General features: G+C 68.0%; 18 protein-coding genes and 1 other RNA gene. 10 read left to right on the top strand and 9 right to left on the bottom strand.

Going from position 1 to position 21,668, the window contains the following annotated elements:
• The first annotated feature begins 33 nt into the window (after window positions 1–33).
• The 7 genes from mltB (at window position 34) to Mschef_RS04235 (ending at window position 7,742) form a co-directional block, all read left to right on the top strand.
• Entirely contained in the window at window positions 34–1,113 is a 1,080-nt protein-coding gene (mltB, locus tag Mschef_RS04205) for a lytic murein transglycosylase B (RefSeq protein ID WP_206780148.1), read from the top strand.
• Between the two features lie 8 nt (window positions 1,114–1,121).
• Window positions 1,122–2,084 (top strand): SPOR domain-containing protein, encoded by a 963-nt coding sequence (locus Mschef_RS04210; RefSeq protein WP_242426442.1) that lies wholly within the window; start codon window positions 1,122–1,124, stop codon window positions 2,082–2,084.
• A gap of 12 nt (window positions 2,085–2,096) precedes the next feature.
• Window positions 2,097–3,371 (top strand): D-alanyl-D-alanine carboxypeptidase family protein, encoded by a 1,275-nt coding sequence (locus Mschef_RS04215; RefSeq protein ID WP_081126838.1) that lies wholly within the window; start codon window positions 2,097–2,099, stop codon window positions 3,369–3,371.
• Window positions 3,368–3,658 (top strand): DUF493 family protein, encoded by a 291-nt coding sequence (locus Mschef_RS04220; RefSeq protein ID WP_081126548.1) that lies wholly within the window; start codon window positions 3,368–3,370, stop codon window positions 3,656–3,658. The genes Mschef_RS04215 and Mschef_RS04220 overlap by 4 nt, the downstream gene beginning before the upstream one ends.
• Window positions 3,659–3,735: 77 nt before the next feature.
• Window positions 3,736–4,416 (top strand): lipoyl(octanoyl) transferase LipB, encoded by a 681-nt coding sequence (gene lipB / locus Mschef_RS04225; protein ID WP_081126549.1) that lies wholly within the window; start codon window positions 3,736–3,738, stop codon window positions 4,414–4,416.
• Entirely contained in the window at window positions 4,413–5,402 is a 990-nt protein-coding gene (gene lipA, locus Mschef_RS04230) for a lipoyl synthase (RefSeq protein ID WP_081126550.1), read from the top strand. The genes lipB and lipA overlap by 4 nt, the downstream gene beginning before the upstream one ends.
• Window positions 5,403–5,405: 3 nt before the next feature.
• The gene (locus tag Mschef_RS04235; protein WP_081126551.1) at window positions 5,406–7,742 is read left to right on the top strand and encodes a carboxy terminal-processing peptidase; all 2,337 of its coding nucleotides are present in this window, start codon (window positions 5,406–5,408) and stop codon (window positions 7,740–7,742) included.
• Between the two features lie 24 nt (window positions 7,743–7,766).
• Here Mschef_RS04235 and rpiA read toward each other — a convergent pair whose 3' ends face one another.
• The 7 genes from rpiA to Mschef_RS04270 all read right to left on the bottom strand — a co-directional run bounded on the left by rpiA (window position 7,767) and on the right by Mschef_RS04270 (window position 14,975).
• Window positions 7,767–8,438 (bottom strand): ribose-5-phosphate isomerase RpiA, encoded by a 672-nt coding sequence (gene rpiA, locus Mschef_RS04240; RefSeq protein ID WP_081126552.1) that lies wholly within the window; start codon window positions 8,436–8,438, stop codon window positions 7,767–7,769.
• Entirely contained in the window at window positions 8,435–8,899 is a 465-nt protein-coding gene (locus Mschef_RS04245; protein WP_081126553.1) for an EVE domain-containing protein, read from the bottom strand. Before Mschef_RS04245 ends, rpiA begins: the two co-directional genes overlap by 4 nt.
• Window positions 8,884–9,528 (bottom strand): 5-formyltetrahydrofolate cyclo-ligase, encoded by a 645-nt coding sequence (locus tag Mschef_RS04250; RefSeq protein WP_242426443.1) that lies wholly within the window; start codon window positions 9,526–9,528, stop codon window positions 8,884–8,886. The genes Mschef_RS04245 and Mschef_RS04250 overlap by 16 nt, the downstream gene beginning before the upstream one ends.
• 4 nt (window positions 9,529–9,532) lie before the next feature.
• A non-coding RNA gene (gene ssrS, locus Mschef_RS04255) (6S RNA) lies at window positions 9,533–9,722 on the bottom strand.
• A gap of 87 nt (window positions 9,723–9,809) precedes the next feature.
• Complete coding sequence (locus Mschef_RS04260; RefSeq protein ID WP_081126554.1) at window positions 9,810–10,103, bottom strand: cell division protein ZapA; 294 nt, start codon at window positions 10,101–10,103, stop codon at window positions 9,810–9,812.
• 17 nt (window positions 10,104–10,120) lie between these two features.
• A complete protein-coding gene (locus Mschef_RS04265) occupies window positions 10,121–10,351 on the bottom strand; it encodes a TIGR02449 family protein (protein WP_081126555.1) in 231 nt (76 codons plus the stop codon).
• Between the two features lie 40 nt (window positions 10,352–10,391).
• Window positions 10,392–14,975, bottom strand: a complete 4,584-nt coding sequence (locus Mschef_RS04270) for an EAL domain-containing protein (protein ID WP_136256332.1) — start codon at window positions 14,973–14,975, stop codon at window positions 10,392–10,394.
• Between the two features lie 115 nt (window positions 14,976–15,090).
• Here Mschef_RS04270 and Mschef_RS04275 point away from each other — a divergent pair, with 115 nt between their 5' ends.
• From Mschef_RS04275 to Mschef_RS04285, 3 genes are read left to right on the top strand one after another with little or no spacing between them, the layout of a single operon-like run.
• On the top strand, window positions 15,091–15,636 hold the full coding sequence (locus Mschef_RS04275; RefSeq protein ID WP_081126840.1) for a UPF0149 family protein: 546 nt from the start codon (window positions 15,091–15,093) through the stop codon (window positions 15,634–15,636).
• Window positions 15,633–16,970, top strand: coding sequence for an aminopeptidase P N-terminal domain-containing protein (locus Mschef_RS04280; RefSeq protein ID WP_081126557.1), 1,338 nt, complete (start codon window positions 15,633–15,635; stop codon window positions 16,968–16,970). Before Mschef_RS04275 ends, Mschef_RS04280 begins: the two co-directional genes overlap by 4 nt.
• 29 nt (window positions 16,971–16,999) lie before the next feature.
• Window positions 17,000–18,397 (top strand): AcvB/VirJ family lysyl-phosphatidylglycerol hydrolase, encoded by a 1,398-nt coding sequence (locus Mschef_RS04285; RefSeq protein WP_168708871.1) that lies wholly within the window; start codon window positions 17,000–17,002, stop codon window positions 18,395–18,397.
• A gap of 10 nt (window positions 18,398–18,407) precedes the next feature.
• Here the strand turns inward: Mschef_RS04285 and mprF are convergent, their stop codons facing one another.
• On the bottom strand, window positions 18,408–21,026 hold the full coding sequence (mprF, locus tag Mschef_RS04290; protein ID WP_081126559.1) for a bifunctional lysylphosphatidylglycerol flippase/synthetase MprF: 2,619 nt from the start codon (window positions 21,024–21,026) through the stop codon (window positions 18,408–18,410).
• A 25-nt stretch (window positions 21,027–21,051) separates the two neighbouring features.
• Window positions 21,052–21,594, bottom strand: a complete 543-nt coding sequence (locus Mschef_RS04295; protein ID WP_081126560.1) for a MarR family winged helix-turn-helix transcriptional regulator — start codon at window positions 21,592–21,594, stop codon at window positions 21,052–21,054.
• Window positions 21,595–21,668 lie beyond the last annotated feature (74 nt).

Here is a 21,668-nt window from a genome sequence, read left to right on the forward strand (position 1 = left end):
GACCGCTGCCGCCACGCCTGCGACGCGCCGCTGATGCTGATGCCGACTCGTGTTTTCCTGCTGGCCTGTGCCGTGCTGTGTGCGGGTTGCGTGGCGCAGCCGCGGCCAGCGCCCACGCCCCCTGCACAAGCAGCGCCGGCTGCTGCTGCCGCGCGCGCCGCCAGCGTGATGCCCGCGGCGGTCGCTGGTGTCGTTCCGGCCGTCGCACCCGACGTGCAGGATTTCGTCGCGCAATTGCTGCGTCAGCACCCCGATCTGGAGCGTACGCACATCGAGCAACTGCTGGCCGAGGCGCGCGTGCAGCCCTCGATCATCGCGGCGATGCAGCGCCCGGCCGAGGCGAAGCCCTGGAAGGACTACCGGCCGATTTTTCTCGGCCAGGCGCGTATCGATGCCGGCATCGCGTTTTACCGGGCGCACCGCGAGCGGGTCGATCGCATCGCCGACCGCTACGGCGTGCCGCCGCAGATCCTGGTGGCGATCCTCGGCGTGGAGACCTACTACGGCCGTCAGACCGGCGGTTACCGTGTACTCGACGCGCTGTATACGCTGGCCTTCCACTATCCGCCGCGCGCGGCCTTTTTCCAGAAGGAACTGGGCGTGTTCCTGAGCCTGCCGCGCGGCGCGCTCCCCGGTCCGCGCGCCGAACTGCGCGGCTCTTACGCGGGTGCGATGGGCTGGTGCCAGTTCATGCCATCGAGCTTCGCGCGCTATGGCGTCAGCGTCGATGCCGGCGGCCCCGTGGACCTGTGGGGCTCGCTGCCCGACATCCTCGCCAGCACCGCGAATTATCTGGCGCAACACGGCTGGCAGCGCGATGCGCCCATCGCCGTGCGCGCGCGGGCCGCGGCCGCCGCGCAGGCGCCACCGATCGAGGGCAGCGCGCCGATCCACACGGTCGCCGGGCTGGCCGCGCGCGGCTACACCGGCGCCGCCGGCATCGCGCAGCGAACGCCGGCCACGCTGCTCACCCTGCAGGGTCGGGATGGCCCCGAATACTGGATCACCTTCACCAATTTCCAGGTGATCACGCGCTACAACACCAGCGCGATGTATGCGCTGGCGGTAACGCAATTGGCCGATGACATCGCGCAGGGTGCGGCCACGCAATGAGGCGCCACGTGGTCGCTGCGGTCGCGCTGCTGGCCGGCGTGCTGCTGCTGGCCGGTTGCGCTTCAGCGCCATCGCGGCCGCCGCCGCTGCCGACGCACTGCGTGGGGGGTGCGATGCCGGCGAATCTGGCTGCCATCCCGATGCCGACGCCGGTGCCCGAGCCGCCGTCACGTTACGGCAACCGCTCCAGCTACCAGGTGTTCGGGCGTACCTATCACGTGCTGTCCAGTGCGCGCGGCTACGATCAGACCGGGATCGCGTCGTGGTACGGCCAGCGCTCGCAGGGCAAGCTGACCTCGAATCTGGAGCACTACGATTTGTACAAGTACACCGCGGCCAGCAAGGTGCTGCCGCTGCCGACCTTCGTGCGCGTGACCAATCTGGACAATGGCAAGTGCGTCATCGTGCGCGTCAACGATCGCGGGCCGTTCGTGCACGGGCGCATCATCGACCTGTCCTACCTCGCGGCGCTGCGGCTCGGGGTCTGGTGCAGCGGCACCGCGCCGGTGCGCGTGCAGGCCATCGACGCCAACGATCCGGCGCAGGTGCGCGCATTGAGCTGCCCCGCAGCGGGATGGGCCGCGACCGCGCCGCCTCCGCCACCTGCGTCGCCGGCATCGGTCGCGCCTGCCCCCACGCCGCCTGCATCAGTACCCGCGCCGCCCCTGCCGATGCCGGGTCCCGCGCCCGCGGCGTCCCTGCCGGCAATGCAAGCGCCGCGTAGTGCGCAGGTGATCTATCTGCAGGTTGGCGTGTTCACCGTTCAAGCAGACGCTGAACGCGTTCTTCAGCTTCTGCGCGACAATCAACTGAACGATGCGAACATACGCACCATCACATTCGATGGACAATCGCTGTGGTTCGTGCGCGTCGGCCCGCTGCACAGTGCCGCCGCCGCCGCCGTGACCCCCCGTCTGATCCTGCTCGGTCTGCCCGTGCTGCGTATCGATGAACCGCTGCCTTCCCACTGAGTTCCCATGTCGATGAAATGCAAACGCGCCGTTCCCGCCCTGCTGGCCGCTGTCCTGCTGGTCATGGTCACCGCCACGCAGGCGCAGCAGCCTGTGCCCGGCGCGGCGCTGCCGATGCCGCCGCGGCCCACCGTGGCCATGCCGCAGATGCCCACTCCGCCGCCGCCGGCACTGGATGCCATTTCCTACGTGCTGATGGACTATCAGACCGGGCAGTTGATCGCGCACCACGACATGCACATGCGCCTGCCGCCGGCCTCGCTGACCAAGCTGATGACCGCCTACGTGGTCGACGCCGCGCTGGCTTCGGGCAAGGTGCACTGGAACGACAAGGTCTACATCAGCGATCACGCTTGGGCCAAGGGCGGCGCCGGTACCGACGGCTCCACCAGCTTCCTCAAGCTGCATCACTATTACCCCTTGTCCGAGGTGTACAAGGGCATGATCGTGCAGTCCGGCAATGATGCCGCCATCGCCCTGGCCGAGCATGTCGCCGGCACCGAAGGCGCGTTCGTGCAGTTGATGAATGCCTATGCGCAGCGCCTGGGCATGAAGAATACGCACTACTCCGACGCTGATGGTTACCCGAAGCCGGATCTGTACGTCACGGCTTACGATCTGGCCTTGCTGGCGCGCGCGCTGATCCACGATTTTCCGCAGTATTACTACGTGTACAAGATTCCACACGTCACCATCGACGGCATCAAGCAGTGGAACCGCAACATGCTGCTGTGGCGCGATCCGTCGGTGGACGGATTGAAGACCGGCAGCACCGCCGAGGCGGGGTTTTGTCTGGTGGCCTCGGCCGAGCGCAACGGCCAGCGTCTGATCGGTGTGGTGATGAAAACCAAAAGCCTCAGCGACGCGGCCAACCAGGACGAGGCGCTGTTCAATTACGGTTTCCGCTTTTTCACCACGCGTACGCTGTACAAGCCCAACCAGGCGCTGGCCACTCCGGTGGTATGGAAGGGTGCCAGCGGCACGCTGCCGGTGGGCGTGACGCAGGCAGTCGCGGTGACCCTTCCGCGCGGGCACTACGCGGACCTGAAGGCCAGCATGGACATTCCGGCGACGCTGATCGCGCCGTTCAAGCAGGGTCAGCGCATCGGCACGCTCAGCGTCAGTCTGGATGGCAAGGTGCTGGCGCAGGCGCCGCTGGTGGCCTTGAAAGCGGTGCCCGAGGCCGGTTTCTTCGGCCGCACCTGGGACAGCTTGCGGCTGTGGTGGGCGGGCGACAAGGCTAGGCCCGCCGTGCCGGCGTTGCCGCCATCCGCAGCCAAGCCATGAGCCTGCCGCCAGACTGCGCGCTGCTGCCGGGCACGGGTTTCAGCTTTCCCGGCGAGTTCGAGATCGCCGCCATGGGCCGCGCCGGTCTGGGACTGGAGGCGCGCGTGCCCAGCCTGCTGCGCCACGAGGCCGGTCTGCGGGTGATCGATGATTCGCTCGACGTGCGCGTCTCTGGCGGTGGGCGGTATGTGGCCGTGCGCGTGCGTTTCGTGGCCGCCGCGCGCGACGACTACGAGCGCGCGCACGCGGTGCTGCGCGCCGATCCGGACATCCGCTACACGCTATGACGCCCTGCACGCGCGGTGATGACCGGCAGCCATTACAATGATGAATTCGCCGCGGCCGCAGCGGGGCGAATCAGCCCATGAGTGAGCAAAACCTTCTTGTCCGCCGTCTCGGACGCCGTCCCTATGCGCCGGTGTGGCATGCCATGCGCGCGTTCACCGATGCACGCGGGCCCGCCAGCACGGACGAACTGTGGGTGTTGCAGCACGAGCCGGTGTTCACCCTCGGGCAGGCCGGGCGCATGGAGCATGTGCTGGCACCGGGCGAGATCCCGGTGATCGCGGTCGAACGCGGCGGCCAGGTGACTTACCACGGCCCCGGACAAATCGTCGCTTATCCGCTGCTGGATCTGCGCCGTCTCGGCATCGGCGTGCGCGAGCTGGTGCAGCGCATCGAGCAAGCCATCATCGATACCCTGGACACCTGGAACATCTACGCCGCGCGCCGCGCCGGCGCGCCCGGGGTGTACGTGGCCGATGCCAAAATCGGCGCGCTGGGCCTGCGCGTGCGCCGCGGCTGCACGTTTCACGGCCTGGCGTTCAACGTCGCCATGGACCTGGAACCGTTCCGGCGCATCAACCCCTGCGGTTATGCCGGCCTGGCGGTGACCCAGGTAGCCGATCTGGGCGGTCCCGGTTCGATCGAAGCAGTCGAGGATGTATTGATCGAGCAACTAGGCCACCAGTTTGGCTTGCGTCCGTGCGCGGCCTCCCCCATCCTGCCCGAGCCGGCCATCGCGCCGGAATCTGTCGAGCCATGAACGAAAAAATCATCCCCGTGCGCGTCGAATCCGGCCTGGTCGAAGGCCAGGCCCTGATCGGCGCGGACAAGATCGCCGCCAACCGTGCCGCGTTCGCGCCCGCGCAGACGCTGCGCAAACCGGCGTGGATCCGCGTGCGCCTGCCGCAAGGCAACGCCGTGCAGCGGCTCAAGTCGCGCCTGCGCGCGAGCGCGCTGGTGACGGTGTGCGAGGAAGCCTCGTGCCCCAACATCCACGAGTGCTTCAACAAGGGCACGGCCACCTTCATGGTTCTCGGCGAGGTGTGTACGCGACGCTGCTCGTTCTGCGATGTCGCCCACGGCCGCCCGAAACCGCCGGACGCACAGGAGCCGGCGCGTCTGGCCGCCAGCATCGCCGACATGGGTCTGCGCTACGTGGTGATCACCTCGGTCGATCGCGATGACCTGCCGGATGGTGGCGCCGCGCACTTCGCCGCCTGCATCCGCGCTGCGCGCGCGGCCAGCCCGAGCCTGCAGATCGAGATCCTGACCCCGGATTTCCGTGGCAAGGGGCGCATGCAACGCGCGCTGGCGGCATTGGCCGAGGCGCCGCCGGACGTGTTCAACCACAACCTCGAGACCGTGCCCGATCTGTACCGCGAGGTGCGTCCGGGCGCCGATTACCCGTGGTCGCTGGACCTGCTCAGGCAGTTCAAGGCGCAGCATCCGGACATCCCGACCAAGAGCGGGATCATGCTGGGACTGGGTGAAACCCGCGCGCAGGTGCTCGGCACGCTGGCGGATTTACGCCTGCATGACGTGGACATGGTCACCATTGGCCAGTACCTGCAGCCATCGCCGCACCATCACCCGGTGCTGCGCTACTGGACGCCGGACGAGTTCAACGATTTGCACGAAGCCGGCATGGCGCTGGGCTTCAAACATGTCGCCAGCGGGCCGCTGGTGCGTTCTTCCTATCACGCCGACGCGCAGGCCCATGCCGCCGGCTATCACGAGGCCGACTGACCCATGCCGAGCATCCGGCGCTTGCTGCCCACCCTGCTGGGCCTGAGTTTCACCCTGTTCGCGGCGGTACCGGCCCTGGCCGTTCCCGTGCCCGCCAGCAGCGCTGCACCCATTCCGGCGGCGGTCACGTCCACGGCATGCAAGTTGCCTGTGCGCGCGCATCAGGGCATGGGCGCATTGCGCCCGCTGCGGCCCAACGCGACGCAGAGCGAGGTCACCCAGCTCACCGCGCGCCTGCTCACGCGCTACTCGTATGAAGCGCTGCCGCTGGATGCCAGCATGGCGCAGCGCGTGTTCAAGGGCTATATCGACGCGCTCGATCCGGACAAGCTGTTCTACACCGCGCAGGATCTGGCCAGCTTCAAGCCGATCGAGGGCCACCTCGACGCTGCCATCTGGAGCGGCGACCTCAGCGGCCCGTTCACCATGTTCAATGTCTACGAGAAGAGCGTCGCCGCGCGTGTGGCCTACGCCGAGGCGCTGATCAAGAAAGGCGGCTTCGATTTCAACACCCATGCCAGCTACGAAATCGACCGCGAGCACGCACCCTGGGCCGCCGATACCGCCGCGCTGGATACGATCTGGCGCGAGCGCGTGATGAACGACTGGCTGCGCCTGAAGCTGGCCGGCAAGAACGACGCCGACATCCGCACGGTGCTGGACAAGCGCTACCAGAACTACCTCGACAGCCTGCGCGAGCTGGACAGCGAGGATGTGTTCTCGATGTTCCTCAACGCCTACGCGATGGCCAACGATCCGCACACCAATTATTTCGGTCCGCGTGCCAGCGAAAACTTCGACATCTCCATGAACCTGTCGCTGGATGGCATCGGCGCCGAATTGGAGCGGCGAGGCGACTACACCACCATCCGTCAGGTTCTGCCCGGCGGTCCGGCTTCGCGTTCACCCCTGCAGGTGGGTGACCGCATTGTCGGTGTCGGGCAGGGCAGCGCGTGCCCGATGGTCGATGTGGTCGGCTGGCGCCTGGACGACGTGGTCGCGCTGATCCGCGGCAAGAAGGACACCACCGTGCGCCTCGAGATCATTCCAGGCGACGCGGGCCCTGATGCCAGGCACGAGATTCTCAGCCTGGTGCGCAAGAAGGTGACCCTGAAGGAACAGGCTGCCAAGAAATCCATCATCACCGTGCACGATCGCGGTCACGCGTATCGCATCGGCGTGATCTCGCTGCCTGCGTTCTACGAGGACTTCGCCGCGCGCCGCCGCGGCGATCCCGACTACCGCAGCGCCACGCGCGATGTGGCCAAGTTGCTGGTCGAGCTGAAAAAGGACAAGGTCGATGGCGTGGTCATGGACCTGCGCAACAACGGCGGCGGCTCGCTGACCGAGGCCATCGAGTTGTCCGGTTTGTTTGTCGGCAAGGGTCCGATCGTGCAGGTGCGCGACAGCAACGGCCAGATCGAGGAGCAGGACAGCAAAGAAACGCGACTGTGGAACGGACCGCTGGCGGTGCTGGTCAACCGCGCTTCTGCCTCGGCCTCGGAAATCTTCGCCGCGGCGATGCAGGACTATGGCCGCGCGCTGATCATCGGCGAGAATACCTACGGCAAGGGCACGGTGCAGAACCTGGTCAATCTCGATCGCATGGCCGACCAGCCCAAGGCCAAGCTCGGCGATCTGCACATGACCATCGCCGAGTTCTTTCGCGTCGACGGTGGTTCCACGCAGCTCAAGGGCGTGACCCCGAACATCGTGTTCCCGCAGACCATCAACCCCAAGGATTTCGGCGAGTCCAGCAACCCCAACCCGTTGCCTTGGAGCCAGATCAAGCCGGCCGACTACAAGCCGGTCGCCGATTTGCAGCCGCTGATTCCGACCTTGCTCACGGAACACGACGCGCGCGTGGCCAAGTCTCCCGCGTGGCAGTTGATGCTTGAGGAGCTGGCCGCGGTGCGCAAGCTTCAGGCGGAAAAGACCATCTCGCTGAACTACGCCGTGCGCGAGCGCGAACGCAAGGCGCAGGATGCGCTGCAGGATCAGTTCCGCGCGCGCGATAAGGCCATCGAAGCTGCCACCAAGGGGCCGGCGCATGCGGGCACGGTCAGTGCACCGGTGCATGCGGCATCGGCTGCGGTTGCCGAGCCTGCGCACGCGGCCAGCACCCGCGATGATGGCTTGCAGCCCAACGAGCGTCCGCTGCACGTCGATCTGGCGCGCGAGCGCAAGCGCGACATACCCGACACCATGCTGATCGAAGCCGCGCACATCCTCGGTGACGAAATCAATCTGCTGCAAGGCAACGCCAAGCTGGCGGCCACCGCGCTACCGCCCGGCGGGCATGTCCCGCCTTTGCTGGCCGAGGCGCCGCCGCCGCGCTGACTTGATCGTGCCGCCCGCCGCCGCTCAGCGCGGCGGATCGGCCATCGGCGTGGCACCGATCAGCACCACGTCGGCCGGACGCCGCGCGAACAGGCCGACGCTGACCACGCCGGGGATCTGGTTGATCTCGCGCTCCAGCCCCACGGGATCGGTGATGCGCAGCCCGTGCACATCCAGAATCCAGTTGCCGTTGTCGGTGGTGGTGCCATCGCGCCACACCGGCTGACCGCCCAGTTGCACCAGCGCGCGCGCCACCAGACTGCGCGCCATCGGGATCACCTCGACCGGCAATGGGAAGCGGCCCAGCACCTCGACGCGCTTGCTCGGATCGATGATGCACACGAAACGCTGCGCGGCCTCGGCGACGATCTTCTCGCGCGTCAGCGCTGCGCCGCCGCCCTTGATCAGGCGTCGCCAGGGGTCGCACTCGTCGGCGCCATCCACGTACAGCGGAATCGGACCGACCGCGTTCAGGTCCAGCACCGGGATGCCGGCCGCGCGCAGCAGCGCGCTGGACTGTTCGGAGCTGGATACCGCGCCCTCGATGCGCGCGCGCATGCGCGCCAGACCCTCGATGAAAAAGCGCACCGTCGAGCCGGTGCCGACGCCGACGACGCTGTCGTCCTGCACTTCCTTGAGCGCGGCCTCGGCGGCGGCGCGCTTGCCTGCGTTGGGATCGGTGGCGGCAGTCGTCATGCGGAGTCCTTCTCGTGGCTGAGGATGATGCGCCATTGCGCGGCGCTGACCGGCAGCACCGACAGGCGGTTGCCGCGGCGGGTGAGGGCGAAATCGCCCAGACGTGCGTCGGCCTTCAAGGTGTCCAGCGCGATGATCTGGTCAAGCTTGCGCACGAAGCGTACGTCCACCAGCCACCAACGCGGCGCATCGCGCGGGCTGTCGGGGTCGTAGTGTGGATTGCGCGGCTGGAACTGGCTGGGATCGGGATAGGCGGCGCTGGCGACCTCGGCCAGCCCGGCCACGCCGGGTACGGCGCAGTTGGAGTGGTAGAACAGCACGCCGTCACCGACGCGCATGCCGTCGCGCATGAAGTTGCGCGCCTGATAATTGCGCACGCCGTCCCAAGGCTCGCTGCCTTTGCGCGCGAGAGCGTCGATCGAAAACGTCCCGGGTTCGGATTTCATCAGCCAGTAGTGCATGCCGGATCCTGCGCACAGAGGATGGTTTCGCGATCGGTCAGCACGGCATCGAGGCGCACGTCCCAGGGCTGCGCCTGCAGGGCCGGATGAGCATGGTCGACTTCCTGGAAAGCATAGGCCACGCCGCACAACCACGGACGTGCCGGGCGCCGCACACGCTGCAGCATGGCAAAACTGGCATCGTAAAAGCCACCACCGCTGCCGAGGCGCATGCCGCTGCGCGCGAAGGCCAGCAGTGGTACCAGCACGAGGTCGAGGTGTGCGGGCGACAACAATTCGCTCTCGGCGACATCGGGTTCGGGGATTCCGTAGCGATTGCCGAGCAGGCTGGCGCCGGTCTGCCAACGCGCGAAGCGCAGGCTGCGGCCACGTCCCAGCACCGGCAGCAGATAGTCGATACCGCGCGCGCGGCACAGCCCCGGCACTTCGTGCAAAGGCAGCTCGCCGGTACAGGCAAAATAGCCGGCCAGCGTTTGCGTGGATTCCAGGATCGGCAGCAACGCGAGCTGCTGCGCGAGCGCGTTGCCGGCATCCAGGCGTTGGCGCGCGGGTAGCGCGGCGCGGCGTGCGCGCATGAGATTGCGCAGGGCCTGGCGCGCGTCGGGATTTTCGGTGGGGATGGAAGGCAAGGGTGCGTTCTCCGCGGTGCCGGTGCCCGCCAGGCGACCTTGATCCCAGGGATCAGGTGGGAGGGCTCAGGCGACCGTTCAGGCTTTCCGCGCGTGGCGGACATGCACATAGGGAAGCCATTTTGCCGACCCGGGGTCGTTCAACAGGAGCAAGGCAAATGCTAATAGCGTGCTGTCGGACACCGCAGGGAACGCGGTCGGCATTCTAGCAGTCCGGCCAAACAAAGTCCGGCAGGCTGCTGGCCGTGCCGGCAGGAATTGGGTGTTTTGCCGCGTCGTATTCAGCTATCCGGCAATGCTGCTTCGAGTTTGCGCCGCAGCAATCCGAGGCTGTGGGTCAGCTCGCGCTCGCGCTCGGCGTGGCGCTCGCGCAACTGAACCAACTCGTGCGTCAGGCTCAATGCCGCGAGCACCGCGATGCGATCAAAACCGACGGTGCGCGTCGCACCACGCAGTTCGCGCATTTTCAGATCGAGCAAATTGGCCGCGGCGGCAAGGCCGGTGCGTTCTTCCTCAGTGCAGCTGACCAGAAACTCGCGGTCGAGCAGGCGGACGGTGACCGGGACAATGCTCATCGAACGGTCCTCATGCTTCAGGCCTGCGGCGGCTGTTCCAGCGCGCGCAGGCGCTGGATCATGGCTTCGATGCGCGTGCGCGCCGTATCGTTGCGCGCGACCAGATTGGCGCGGTCGCTGGCGAGTTGTTCCTGGCTGTGGCGCAGGCTGCGATTTTCCTCGGCCAGACGCTGTTGTTGCCGCAACGCGCGCTCAACCAGCGCGTGCAGGGATTCCAGTTCGGCGCGGATCGGATCGGCGGGTGGCATGGCGCGACTTTAGCAGGTTGACCGCGGGCGGATGGGACGCTCAATCGTGCGCGAGCGCGCGCTGGGCGCGATGCTGCTGGATGAACGCCAGGCACGCCGGCCCGGGCATCGGTTGCGCGAGCAGATAACCCTGCACTTCGTCGCAATCCTTCTCGCGCAAGTATTCGAGCTGCTCGGTTGTTTCCACGCCCTCGGCCACCACGTTCAGTCCCAGCGCATGCGCCATCAGCACGATGGTGCTGAGGATGGTTTCGTCATCAACACTGAGGGTGAGTTTGGAGACGAAGGTCTGATCGATCTTGAGGGTATCCAGCGGCAGGCGCTGCAGGTAGGCCAGTGATGAATAGCCGGTACCGAAGTCGTCGATGGCCAGGGTGACGCCGACATTGTTGATGGCCTCCAGAATCGCGCGCGCGCGTTCCGGATCCTGCATCAGCATGCTCTCGGTCAACTCCAGTTCCAGTAGTTCCGGGGCGATGGCGTGGCGCGCCAGTGTCTCGAACAGGTAATTGCTGATGTCACCGCGCGCGAGCTGTGCCGCGGACAGATTGACCGCCATGGTCACGTCCTTGAGTCCAGTTGCGCACCATGTGGCCAGTTCGGCGCAGGCGCGTTCGATCACGAACTCGCCGATGGTGCTGATCAGGCCGATTTCCTCGGCCAGCGGAATGAACAGCGACGGCGGGATGCTGCCGAACTCCTCGCTGTGCCAGCGCAGCAGTGCCTCGACGCCGGTGATGCGATCTTCGGCCAGGCTCAGCTTGGGCTGATAGACCAGGTGCAGTTCCTCGCGTTTGAGCGCGCGTTGCAGCGCCGCGATCAGATCGGCGCGCTGGCGCACCTCGGTGTCCAGCGCCTCGGTGTAGACAGCGAACGTATTGCGGCCGCGTTCCTTGGCGCGGTACATGGCGATATCGGCGTACTTGAGCAGATCGGTGGGCGCCTGGCCGTGCGTCGGATAAAGCGCGATGCCGATCGACAGCGAAATCTGCGCTTCGCGCCCGTCGCCGAGGTCCATCGGTTCGGTGAACATCTCCAGCAGTTTTTGCGCGATATCCTCGGCATCGCTGGTTTGCGCCACGCGCTCCAGCACCACGGTGAACTCGTCGCCGCCGAGACGCGCCACGGTGTCATCGTCGCGCACTCCCGCGCGCAGGCGGCGCCCGGCCGCCTGCAGCGCGCGGTCGCCGACGTTGTGACCGTGGGCGTCATTGACGTGCTTGAAGCGGTCCAGATCGACGAACAGCACTGCCACCAGGCGCCCCATCTGACGTGCGCGCAGAATGGCATCGCCGAGACGTTCGGTGAGCAGGGTGCGATTGGGCAGGCCGGTCAACGGATCGTAGTTGGCGAGATAGTGCAATTCCTGCTCGGCGCGGCGGCGCGCGGTGACATCGGTGAGCACGGCGACAAAGTGCGTGCGCTGACCATGACCATCGCGGATCTCGTTGATCTCGATGCGGCACAGGATGGGCTCGCCATCGCGTTTGCGCTGCCAGAGTTCGCCGTGAAAGTGGCCGCTGCTTTCGAGTTTGGCGCGTACCTGCAGAAATGCCTCGGGTTGGTCCGGGCTGTCGAGCAGGCTGGATGGTCGCCCGAGGATATCCTGCGCGGTGTATCCGGTCATGCGCGTGAACGCCGGGTTGACCGCAACGAAGTGCATCGTTGCGTCGGTGACCGCGACCGCCTCACCCATCGAACGCACCACCAGATCCGAGATCGAGAGTTCGCGCGCGCGCGCCAGCTCACTGCTGATGTCGCGCGAGGTGCCGATGACACGCAGCGGGTGGCCTTCGGCATCGGATTCACTGATCTTGCCGCGCGCGCGAATCCATATCCATTGACCGTCGGCGCCGCGCAGGCGGTGCTCGGATTCGTAGAACGGCGTGTGCCCGGCGAGATGCTCGGCGAGGTTCTGCTCCAGCTGCGGCAGATCGTCGGGATGCACCGCGTAGCGGCGCCAGTCCTCGATGGTGAGCACGTCCTCGCGCGGCCCGCCCAGCAAGTGCAGATCTCCCATGCGGCTGAGCACGCCGCGCTGCAAATCCAGTTCCCACAGCGCATCGCCGGATCCCCATAGCGCCAGCTTCAGGCGCTCCTCGCGCGCGGCACTGTCCAGTCGATAGCGGCGCTCGGTACGGCGCCGGTTCCAGGTCATGCCGATCAGCAGCAGCACGACACCGCCGGCCAGCAACGCATACAGCGCGCGCATGGCCGGACTGTCCCACCACGGCGGCACGACGCTCAGGGACAAACGCGCGGGCGGCGCGATCATGGCCCCGGCGCCGGTGCTGGCGGCGACCTCGAAGGTGTAGCGGCCGGCGTCGAGGTCGGCGTAGGACACCCCGCGCGTTGGCGCCGGCGCGCTCCAGCGGGTGCTGCGGCCGAGCAAACGGTAGCGGTACAGGCCCGCCGCGGGGTGGCGGTAGTCGAGGCTGGCGAAGCGGATGCGCACCGGCTGGCCTAGCGCCACGCGCAGGCTGCCAGCGCGCGGCGGCACACGCTCGCCCTCGTCACCAACGCGCAGCGCAGTCAACTGCACGTTGTCGGGCGCGTCGGGCTGCTTGCGCAGAGCCGCGCCGATGGCGAAACCCTCGGGACCGCCAAACGCAATGCTGCCGTCATCCATGCGCGCGCAGGTGCCGGCATTGGATTCCATGCCGTTGATACCGTCGCGCTGGCCGTAGCGCACGATGCGGCCGCTGGCGGTGTCCAGCGCGGCGATGCCGAGATTGGTGCCAATCCACAGCGTGCCATGGGGTTGCTCGACCAGGCAGTAGATCACGTTGTCCGGCAATCCCTGGCGCAAGCCATAGTGCTGGAAGCGCGCCTGTCCACCGCGCACGCCCAGCAGGCGATCAAGGCCGTCACCCGTGCCGACCCACAGCGTGCCGCCGGCGCCGCGCGCCAGGCTGATCACCTCGTTATTGCTGAGGCTGTCGGCTTGTCCTGGCTGGTGGCGGAACGCCCGCAATCGATCGTGTTGCCACAGCAGCAGGTCACCGTTGGTCGCGATCCATACCCCGCCCTGGTTGGCGGTGGCGAAGCCGAAGGCATGCGGAAACTGCGCATTGCCCGGTGGGGGTGGCAGCCACTGCGGCGCGGCCAGGCCGGGGCGCCAGCGTGCCACGCCGCGCACCGCACCAGCCAACCATAATGTGCCGTCGGGCGCCTGCCAGACCGTGTACAGCCACTGCCCTGGCACCGGGTTGCCGGGGTCGCTGGCATAGGCGAACTGAGTCACGCCGGTGGCCGGATCGAACTGCAGCAGGCCGGCGCTGGTTGCCAGCCAGAGTTTGCCGCTGCGGGGTTCGCGCACGATGCCCTCCACCGCCAGTCCGGACACCGCGGATGCAGTAAGTGGCGGTATTCGCGGTGCGATGCCGGCCAGTGCCGGCAGCAGCAGGGGGGTGTAATCGTTCAGCGTCTGCGAGCGCGCGTCGTACAACATCAGCCCGGCGTGCGAGCCGACCCAAAGCTTGCTGGCGCCACCGGGCGCCAGGGCGCGGATGAAATTGGCGCGATCCTCGGGATCGTTGCGGTCCGGCACGGTGACCGACTGGAAGCGCGCACCGCGCGGGTCGGTATGCACCACGCCTGCCATGCCGGCGATGGCCCACAGGGTTCCGTCGCGGCTGATCAGCAATTGCCGCAACACACCCGGTGGCAGATCGCCGCGCACGCCGTGGCGCGCGGGCACGCGCTGCACCAGATCCCCGGCAAGGCGCAGCAGGCCGCCGTCATCGGGCGCGATCCACAACGCGCCACTGGCATCTTCGGCCAGCGCACCCACGCCCGCGGGCGCAGCGCCCACCTCGGGCCACAGCCGCGACCAGCCGTCGGCGGTCTGCGCGAACAGGCCCGCGCGGGTACCCAGCAGCAGTTGACCGCGCGGCGTGCACAGCAGTGCCTGGCCACTGCCGCTGACGTTGTCGGGCAGCGCCAGCGCGGTGACGGCCGGCTGCACCACGTTCACGCGCAGCAAATTGCCATCGGCAAGCGCGTAGGCCGTCGTGGCGCTGCAGGTGCTCAAGGCATGCGCTCCTTCGGCACCTGCGGGTGCCTGCCAGAGAACGTGCAGGCGTGACTGGCGGCCGTCCCACAGGCTCACGCCGGCCGGGCCCGCCATCAACAGGCGCGCGCCTGGCACTGTCAGCAGTGTGGCCCCGGGGCCGGGCGCATGCAGCCCGGCCGGCAGCGGCAACAAGCCATGGCCGGGATCAAACAGCAGCAGTCCGGGTCTGGTCGAATCGGTCAGTGCGCCCATCGACAACCACAGGCGTCCGTCGCCGGCACCGGCGATACCGGTGATCGCCGCCGCGCTGCTGCCATGGCGGCGGCGCGCAGCATCGAGAAAAGCCAGCAGGTGATGACCGTCGAAGCGATACAATCCGGACGGCGCGGCAATCCAGATGAAACCCTCGGCATCCTGGTAAATGCTGCTGACACCGGATTGCTGCAAGCCGTCGTTGGCGCCGATGCGCTCGAAATAATAGTGGCTGATCGCCACCGTGTGCCGCACCGGTACCGCCGCCTGCGCGTGATCCCGCGGCGCCAGCAGCAGGGTACCCAACCCCAGCGCGAAGGCCAGAGCGTGCAAGGCGCGCGTGAAACCTGCCGACATGACGATCCGATGGGCCCCGTTGCGGCGAGTGTAGGCAATCCGCATGCGAGCGGCTAGGCTGATCGCTGCGCCTCGCCATGACACATCCGTACCGCACTGATGGATATTGCCCCGCATGACCACCGCCCCTGACCACCCGGCATTGAGCCAGGCCCTGAACGCCGCGCGCGCGCCCGTAAGCGCCAGCGAGTTGCATGGCAGCATCACCGCGCTGGCCAGCGCGCTGGCGCCGGAGCAAGCCATGCGTGAGCTGGACGCGCAATTGGAGGATGTTGCCGGAAGCGCGGCAGATGCGCTGCGCGACCTGGCACGCGCTTGCATGAGGGACACGCAACGTGCCTTGGGCGATCCCGATCTGAGCTATGTGCCACTGCTGCCGGAGGGTGAGGCGCCACTGCCGGATCAGGCCGTGGCACTGGTGGATTTCTGCCGCGGATTTCTGGAAGGTTTGGGTCTGGCCGGCGTCGGCGCGGGTCAGCGCCTGCCGGCGGAAGTCGACGAGGTGCTGCGTGCATTTGCCGAGCTTGGTGCCGGCCCGGTGATGTTGGACGACGATGCCGGCGATCTGGAAGCACTCACCGAGCTGATCGAGTTCGTGCGCGTCGGCGTGATGCTGGTGCATGCCGAGTTGGGCGTCGACGTGGACCGCGCCTCGACATGAGTGCTCCGCGCTCGATCGGCGTGCGTGAATACGCGCGCCGGCGTCGCGAACTGATGCGCATGGCCGGTGCCGATGCCGCCATCCTGCTGGCCGCCGCGCCGCCGCGCCTGCGCAATGGCGATACCGCGTGGCCGTATCGCCAGGATTCCGATTTCCTGTACCTCAGCGGGTTCGACGAGCCCGCCGCGGTGTTGGCGCTGTTGCCGGGTCGCCAGGCCGGACAGAGCGTGCTGTTCTGCCGCGAGCGCGAGCCTGCGCAGGAACGCTGGGACGGCGCCTGGCGCGGTCCGGAGGGCGCGGTGCGCGAACTGGGCCTGGATGACGCGTTTCCGATCGCCGACATCGACGACATTCTGCCCGGCATGCTCGAAGGCCGCGCGCGCTTGTATTGCCACTTCGGTCGCGAGGCTGCGTTTGACGCGCAGCTGCTGGCCTGGCTGCGGCGCTTGCGCGCCATGCCGGGCGCGGCGCAGGCGCCGCAGGAAATGCTGGCACTGGGCCACCTGCTGCACGAGCTGCGCCTGTTCAAGTCGCCGGCCGAGTTGGGCCTGCTGCGCCATGCGGCCAACCTCGGCATGGAGGCGCACCGTGTCGCGTGGGCGGCGCTGGTGCCGGGCGCGACCGAGTTCGCCATCGAGGCCGATTTCGTGCATGCGCTGCGCCACGCGGGCGCGCAGCCCAGTTATCCGCCGATCGTCGCCGGCGGGCGCAATGCCTGCGTGCTGCACTACGCGCGTAACGACGCGCCGCTGCGCGCGGGTGAGCTGCTGCTGCTGGATGGCGGCGCCGAATGGCAGGGCTATGCCTCGGACATCACCCGCACGCTGCCGGTGAGCGGGCATTTCAGTGCGCCGCAACGCGCGCTTTATCAACTGGTGCTGGACGCGCAGTGCGCGGCGCTGGCGCGGATCCGTCCCGGGCAAAGCTGGGAGGCTTTTCATCAGGCCGCGCGCGAGGTGCTCATCGCCGGCCTGTGCGCGCTGGGCCTGCTCAAGGGCACGCCTGCGCAGGCGCTGGCCAGCGGCGTCTACCGGCGATATTTTCCGCACAAGACCGGGCATTGGCTGGGGCTGGATGTGCACGACGCCGGTGATTACCGCATCCACGGCGAGCCGCGCCTGCTGGAACCCGGCATGGTGCTCACGGTCGAACCGGGGCTGTATATCGCGCCCGATGAGCGCAACGCCCCGGCGCGTTATCGCGGCATCGGCATCCGCATCGAGGATGATGTCGTGGTCACCGCGCACGGCGCCGAGGTGCTGACCATGGCGTTGCCCAGTGATCCCGATGCGTTGGAGGACGCCCTGGCGTCCGCTGGCAGCCGCACCCATTGACCTCCATGAAAATCCTGTCGAGTCCGATCATGCGCAAGCCCCGTTTCGCCCTGTTGCTGGTTGCCCTGATGCTGTCGATCGCTGGCATTGCCACGCCGCCGCGCGTGCAGGCCGCGCAGCAGCCGCCCATCGCCGACGCTACCTATGGCGCGCACATCATCAACTACGGGCTGTTCGGCCCGGTGCGCGTGTATCAGCCGATGGGCACGCCGCGGCGTGCGCTGATCGTGTTCTCGCGCGCCTCCGGCTGGGGCGTCAACGAGGCGCGCTACGCCACCGGCCTGCAGCAGGCCGGCAGCCTGGTGATCGGTGTCGATCTGCCGCGCTATCTGAAAACGCTGGAAGCGCTCAAGGGCAAGTGCAGCTACCCGGCCGGGCATGTCGAGGAGCTGTCGCACTGGATGCAGAAGACGCTCAAGCTGCCGGTCTACCTGCGGCCGTTCATCGTCGGCTTCGACGGCGGCGCCGACTTCACCTACGCGCTGGGCGTGCAGGCGCCGGCGGGCACTTTCGCCGGCATGGCCACGCTGGGCTGGGACGGTCGCTTCACCCTGCGCAAACCGCTGTGCAAGGGCGACGCCGGCAACGCCACCGTGGCGCAGGGCAAGGCGTTCGGATTCACCCCGGTGAAACCCCTGCCGCTGCCGTGGCTGGCCGCGGGCAGCCCCGGCGCGCATGAAATCGGTCCACCCGTGGCCTTCGGGCGCGCGCAGCGCGCACCGGCCGATGGTGCGCTGCTGGCTGCCGAACTCGACGCACTGGTGCGCAAGCCGACGCTCAGCGCCGGCGCCTTCGCCGACAAGCTCGACGATCTGCCGCTGACCGAGATCGCACCGGTCGGCAAGCCGGATGGCCGCGTGGTGATCATGTTCAGCGGTGACGGCGGCTGGGCCGGGCTGGACAAGGGCGTGGCCAAGGTGCTGTCCATGCATGGCGTGCGCGTGGTTGGCCTCAGTTCGCTGGAATACTTCTGGCACAAGAAGACACCCACCGAAACCGCGCAGGCGCTGGCGCGCATCCTCGCCGCCTATACCGCGCGCTATCCCGACGCGCGCTACACGCTGATGGGTTACTCGTTCGGTGCCGGCGTGGTGCCGGTGGTGTACAACCTGCTGCCGGCGGAACTCAAGCAGCACGTCGATGCCGAGGTGCTGGTCTCGCCGGATCCCGAAGGCTGGTTCGACATCCACATCGGCGACTGGTTCGGCACCACGCAGCACGAGTTCAACGTGCCGCTGGATCCGGAAATCGCGCGCACCAGGATTCCGGTGATCTGCCTGTCCGGCCAAAGCGAGGGCCACAAGACCTATTGCGACAGTCTGGCCGAACGCCACATGGCGCGGCTGATCACCCTGCCGGGCGGCCACCACTACGAAGGCGATTACGCGCGCCTCGGCCAGGTGATCCTGCAGGCGCTGCCGAAGTAGGGCGGGCGGGTCAGGGCAGCAGCATGCGCCGGTAGCCGCCGGCGACCAGCGCGGCGATGTCGGTGAGCAGTGCCGGCACCCACAGGCCGCGTGGATAGGCCAGATACGCGCCGACCCACTCGGGGCGGAATTTTTCCTTGTAGCGGCGCACGCCCTGGTAATTGTAGAAGCGGTTGCCGTGGCGGAAGGCCAGCGCGGCCAGGCGCTCGTTGAGCCGCGCGTAGGGCGTGGTGCCGACGTTGGACAGCGGCGCCATGCCCAGGCTGAAGGACGCGTAGCCCTGCTGCTTGGCCCAGTTCAGCGCGTGCGCGAACACCAGGTCCATGCTGCCGCGTGGTGCGTCGGGCAGGTGCCGCATCAGGTCGATGGCGGCGACACCCTGTGCGCCGTAACCGGGCATCAGGCTGGCGAAGGCGATCAGCTCGTCCTCGCGGTACACCAGCGCCAGCGGGCCGCGCGCCAGATAAGCCGCGTCGAAGCGGCCCAGCGAATAACCTTTCTCGGCGACGCCCTTGTCGGCCAGCCAGGCATCGGACACGCGTTCCAGAGCGGCCAGCAGCGCACTGTCGTAGGGCGCTTCCGCGAGACGGAATTCGAGCTTCTCGCGCGGCGCGCGGTTGATCGCCTGGCGCAGATCCTCCCAGCGCTTGCCGCTCATCGAAAAATCCGCCAGCGGGATCAGCGCCAGCTCGCCCAGCTTGAACAGGTCGAAGCCGAGATCGTGGAAGCGCGCCAGATCCGGCTCCAGCACCGCGTAGAACGCCGGCGCGCAGCCCATGCTGTCGGCGTAGCGGCGGAAATCGAGAATCGCCTGCGCCTGCGCCGCGGGGTCGCCGCAAGGCGCGCCCAGCGCGATCAGGCGATGACGCACGCTGCCGTAGGCGATCAGGGTGCGATGGCCGGCACCCCAGAACAGATGCTTGTCGCCCATGAGGTTCAGGTGCGCGAACGCACCGCCGCCGTACTGCGCGTAAAACGCGCGCACGCGTTCCAGTTCCGCGTGATCCGGCAGCGGCAACTTGGGCCGGCGTATCGCGAACGCATGCCAGGCCAGGTACAGCGCCAGCCCGAGCAGCGCCGCGGCCAGCCCGCGCGCCAGGCGCGAGGCGTGCGCGTAAGCGCCGGTGGCGAGCAGATCGAAACTGTCCTGACCGAGAATATCCGCTACGCCCACGGCGAAGAATGCCGCGACCACCAGCAGCAGACCGAGCAGCCAGCCCAGGCTGACCGCGGAGGTCATGGCCACCGCGCGCTGGCTGAAATCCTGGCGGCGCGCGCGCAGCAGCAGCGACACCGCCAGCAGAAACAGCGCCTCGCCCCAGTGCAGGCCCTTGAGCAGCACCAGCAGCGCGGCCAGCCACAGCAGCCACTGCACCGCGCGATAGGCCACGCGCAGACGCCCGTCGATGCCGCGCGCCAGGCCCAGCAGCAGCACGCCGATGACGATGCTCAGCCAGTGCGAGCCCTCCAGCACCGGCATGCTGATGAAGCCCGCGGCATGCACGAAGCGCTGGTGCAGACTGGGCAGCGCCGCCGAAATCAGCAGCAGCACGCCGGCAGCAAACGTGAGCAACGCCAGGACGCGGATGCCGAAATTGGCCAGGTAGCCGGCCGGCACCACCAGCAGCTCGATCAACGGATGCGCGGCCATGCGCTCGCGCAGGCGCGTCAGCGCCGGCATGCGCTGCGCCAGCATGCCGGCGCCCAGCCACAGAGCCAGCAGCATCGGCAGCAGGTAGTACACCACGCGGAACAGGAACAGCCCGGCACCCGCCGCGCCCACCGGTACGCCGGCGATGCTCAGCGCCAGCAGCAGCAGACCATCGAACACGCCGAGGCCGCCGGGGATCATGCTCACCAGACCCAGCGTCGCCGCCGCGCCGAATGCCGCCAGCAGTTCCAGCGGCGATATCTGCGCGCCGGCCAGGTACAGGCACAGCCACAGCGTGGCCGCGGCCAGCACCCAGTCGATCAGCGACAGCAGCGCCAGATGCGCGCGCAGCGCCAGCGGCGGTACGCCCAGGTCCGCGGGCAGCCAGCCCATCAACCTGCGCCGTCCGGTAAGCACGAAATACAGCGGCAGGTACAGTGCCGCGGCCAGCAGCACCAGTAACGCCAGCACGCGGCTGGCGTGGTTGGGCGTGGCCGGCAGGTGGCCGCTGGCCAAGGCAATGATGACCAGCACTGACAGGCCCAGTGGCAGCGACAGGATCTGCAATCCCACCAGCGCGGCGCCGTTGCGCAGGGTGATGCCATGGCTTTTCAGCCCGAGCAGGCGCACGCCCGAGCCCACCGCGCCGGAGAGATTGAGCGTGTTGGCCAGCGCATTGGCCACGAACGACAGCCGCAGCAGCGGCAGCGTGGCGACGGGAAACTTCAACCAGCGCGCGATGGCCAGGTCGATCAGCCCGGTATAGGCCACCGCCGCCAGCGCGAACGCCGCCACGCCCGCGGCATCCAGCGTGGGAATGCGGATCAGGGTGCGCTGCAGGCTGCGCAGATCGAACGCCGACAGCTCGCGCCCGGCCAGCACGAAGGTCACGGCGAGCAGCGCCAGCGGTAGCAGCCAGCGCAGCACGCGCAGCCAGGACGAACGATGCGCGGCGGGCGCGGCGGGATTGGGTTGCATGCGTCGGTGCTGGTTGAGCGGAGCGCTATCCTCGCATCCGGCTCGGCGCTGTGACAGGGGGGCGCACGCCGCGCGCGGAAATCAGTGGTTCGGGCGCCGTGGCGATTGCGCCGGGAACGCTGCCCAGCAGCTTGTCGAGGATGCGCGTCAGGCAGGCGCGTTCATCGGCATCCAGATGCGCCAGCAATTCGCGCTCGTGCGCGCGCGCGCGCGGCGCCACGACATCGTGGATGGCCCAGCCCTTGGCCGACAGGCGCAGCACCGAGCGTCGCTTGTCGCCGTGGTGCATGCGTCGCAGCACGCGCCCGCTCGCGATCAGGCGCGCCAGCGCCCGGCTGATCGCAACCTTGTCGGTGGCGGTGCGCACGGCCAGCTCGCGCGCCGACAGCCCCGCGCCGTCGTAGCGCGCGAGTACGGCGAGCACGCGCCATTCGGTCATGCCCAGGTGGAAGCGTTGCTGGTACTCGCGCGCGATCGCCTGGCTGACCGTATTGCTCAGGATCGACAACCGGTACGGCAGGAAATGCTCCAGTTGCAGCGGGGCGTGATCGGGCATGGTGCGACGCATCCTGCAAATGGTTGCACCTGAAACTATAATTTCATCCTCGATGACGCAAGCGCCTTGTCAGAGGAGATCCGCAT

The sequence above is a fragment of the Metallibacterium scheffleri genome, assembly GCF_002077135.1.
Classification (GTDB): domain Bacteria; phylum Pseudomonadota; class Gammaproteobacteria; order Xanthomonadales; family Rhodanobacteraceae; genus Metallibacterium; species Metallibacterium scheffleri.

Coding starts and splice junctions, on each gene's coding strand:
- Mschef_RS04235 (WP_081126551.1), top strand. CDS start 5,406: ATGCCGAGCATCCGGCGCTTGCTGCCCACCCTGCTGGGCCTGAGTTTC.
- Mschef_RS04260 (WP_081126554.1), bottom strand. CDS start 10,103: ATGAGCATTGTCCCGGTCACCGTCCGCCTGCTCGACCGCGAGTTTCTG.
- Mschef_RS04245 (WP_081126553.1), bottom strand. CDS start 8,899: ATGCACTACTGGCTGATGAAATCCGAACCCGGGACGTTTTCGATCGAC.
- lipA (WP_081126550.1), top strand. CDS start 4,413: ATGAACGAAAAAATCATCCCCGTGCGCGTCGAATCCGGCCTGGTCGAA.
- mltB (WP_206780148.1), top strand. CDS start 34: ATGCTGATGCCGACTCGTGTTTTCCTGCTGGCCTGTGCCGTGCTGTGT.
- Mschef_RS04280 (WP_081126557.1), top strand. CDS start 15,633: ATGAGTGCTCCGCGCTCGATCGGCGTGCGTGAATACGCGCGCCGGCGT.
- Mschef_RS04265 (WP_081126555.1), bottom strand. CDS start 10,351: ATGCCACCCGCCGATCCGATCCGCGCCGAACTGGAATCCCTGCACGCG.
- mprF (WP_081126559.1), bottom strand. CDS start 21,026: ATGCAACCCAATCCCGCCGCGCCCGCCGCGCATCGTTCGTCCTGGCTG.
- Mschef_RS04295 (WP_081126560.1), bottom strand. CDS start 21,594: ATGCGTCGCACCATGCCCGATCACGCCCCGCTGCAACTGGAGCATTTC.
- Mschef_RS04275 (WP_081126840.1), top strand. CDS start 15,091: ATGACCACCGCCCCTGACCACCCGGCATTGAGCCAGGCCCTGAACGCC.
- lipB (WP_081126549.1), top strand. CDS start 3,736: ATGAGTGAGCAAAACCTTCTTGTCCGCCGTCTCGGACGCCGTCCCTAT.
- Mschef_RS04285 (WP_168708871.1), top strand. CDS start 17,000: ATGCGCAAGCCCCGTTTCGCCCTGTTGCTGGTTGCCCTGATGCTGTCG.
- Mschef_RS04270 (WP_136256332.1), bottom strand. CDS start 14,975: ATGTCGGCAGGTTTCACGCGCGCCTTGCACGCTCTGGCCTTCGCGCTG.
- Mschef_RS04215 (WP_081126838.1), top strand. CDS start 2,097: ATGAAATGCAAACGCGCCGTTCCCGCCCTGCTGGCCGCTGTCCTGCTG.
- Mschef_RS04220 (WP_081126548.1), top strand. CDS start 3,368: ATGAGCCTGCCGCCAGACTGCGCGCTGCTGCCGGGCACGGGTTTCAGC.
- rpiA (WP_081126552.1), bottom strand. CDS start 8,438: ATGACGACTGCCGCCACCGATCCCAACGCAGGCAAGCGCGCCGCCGCC.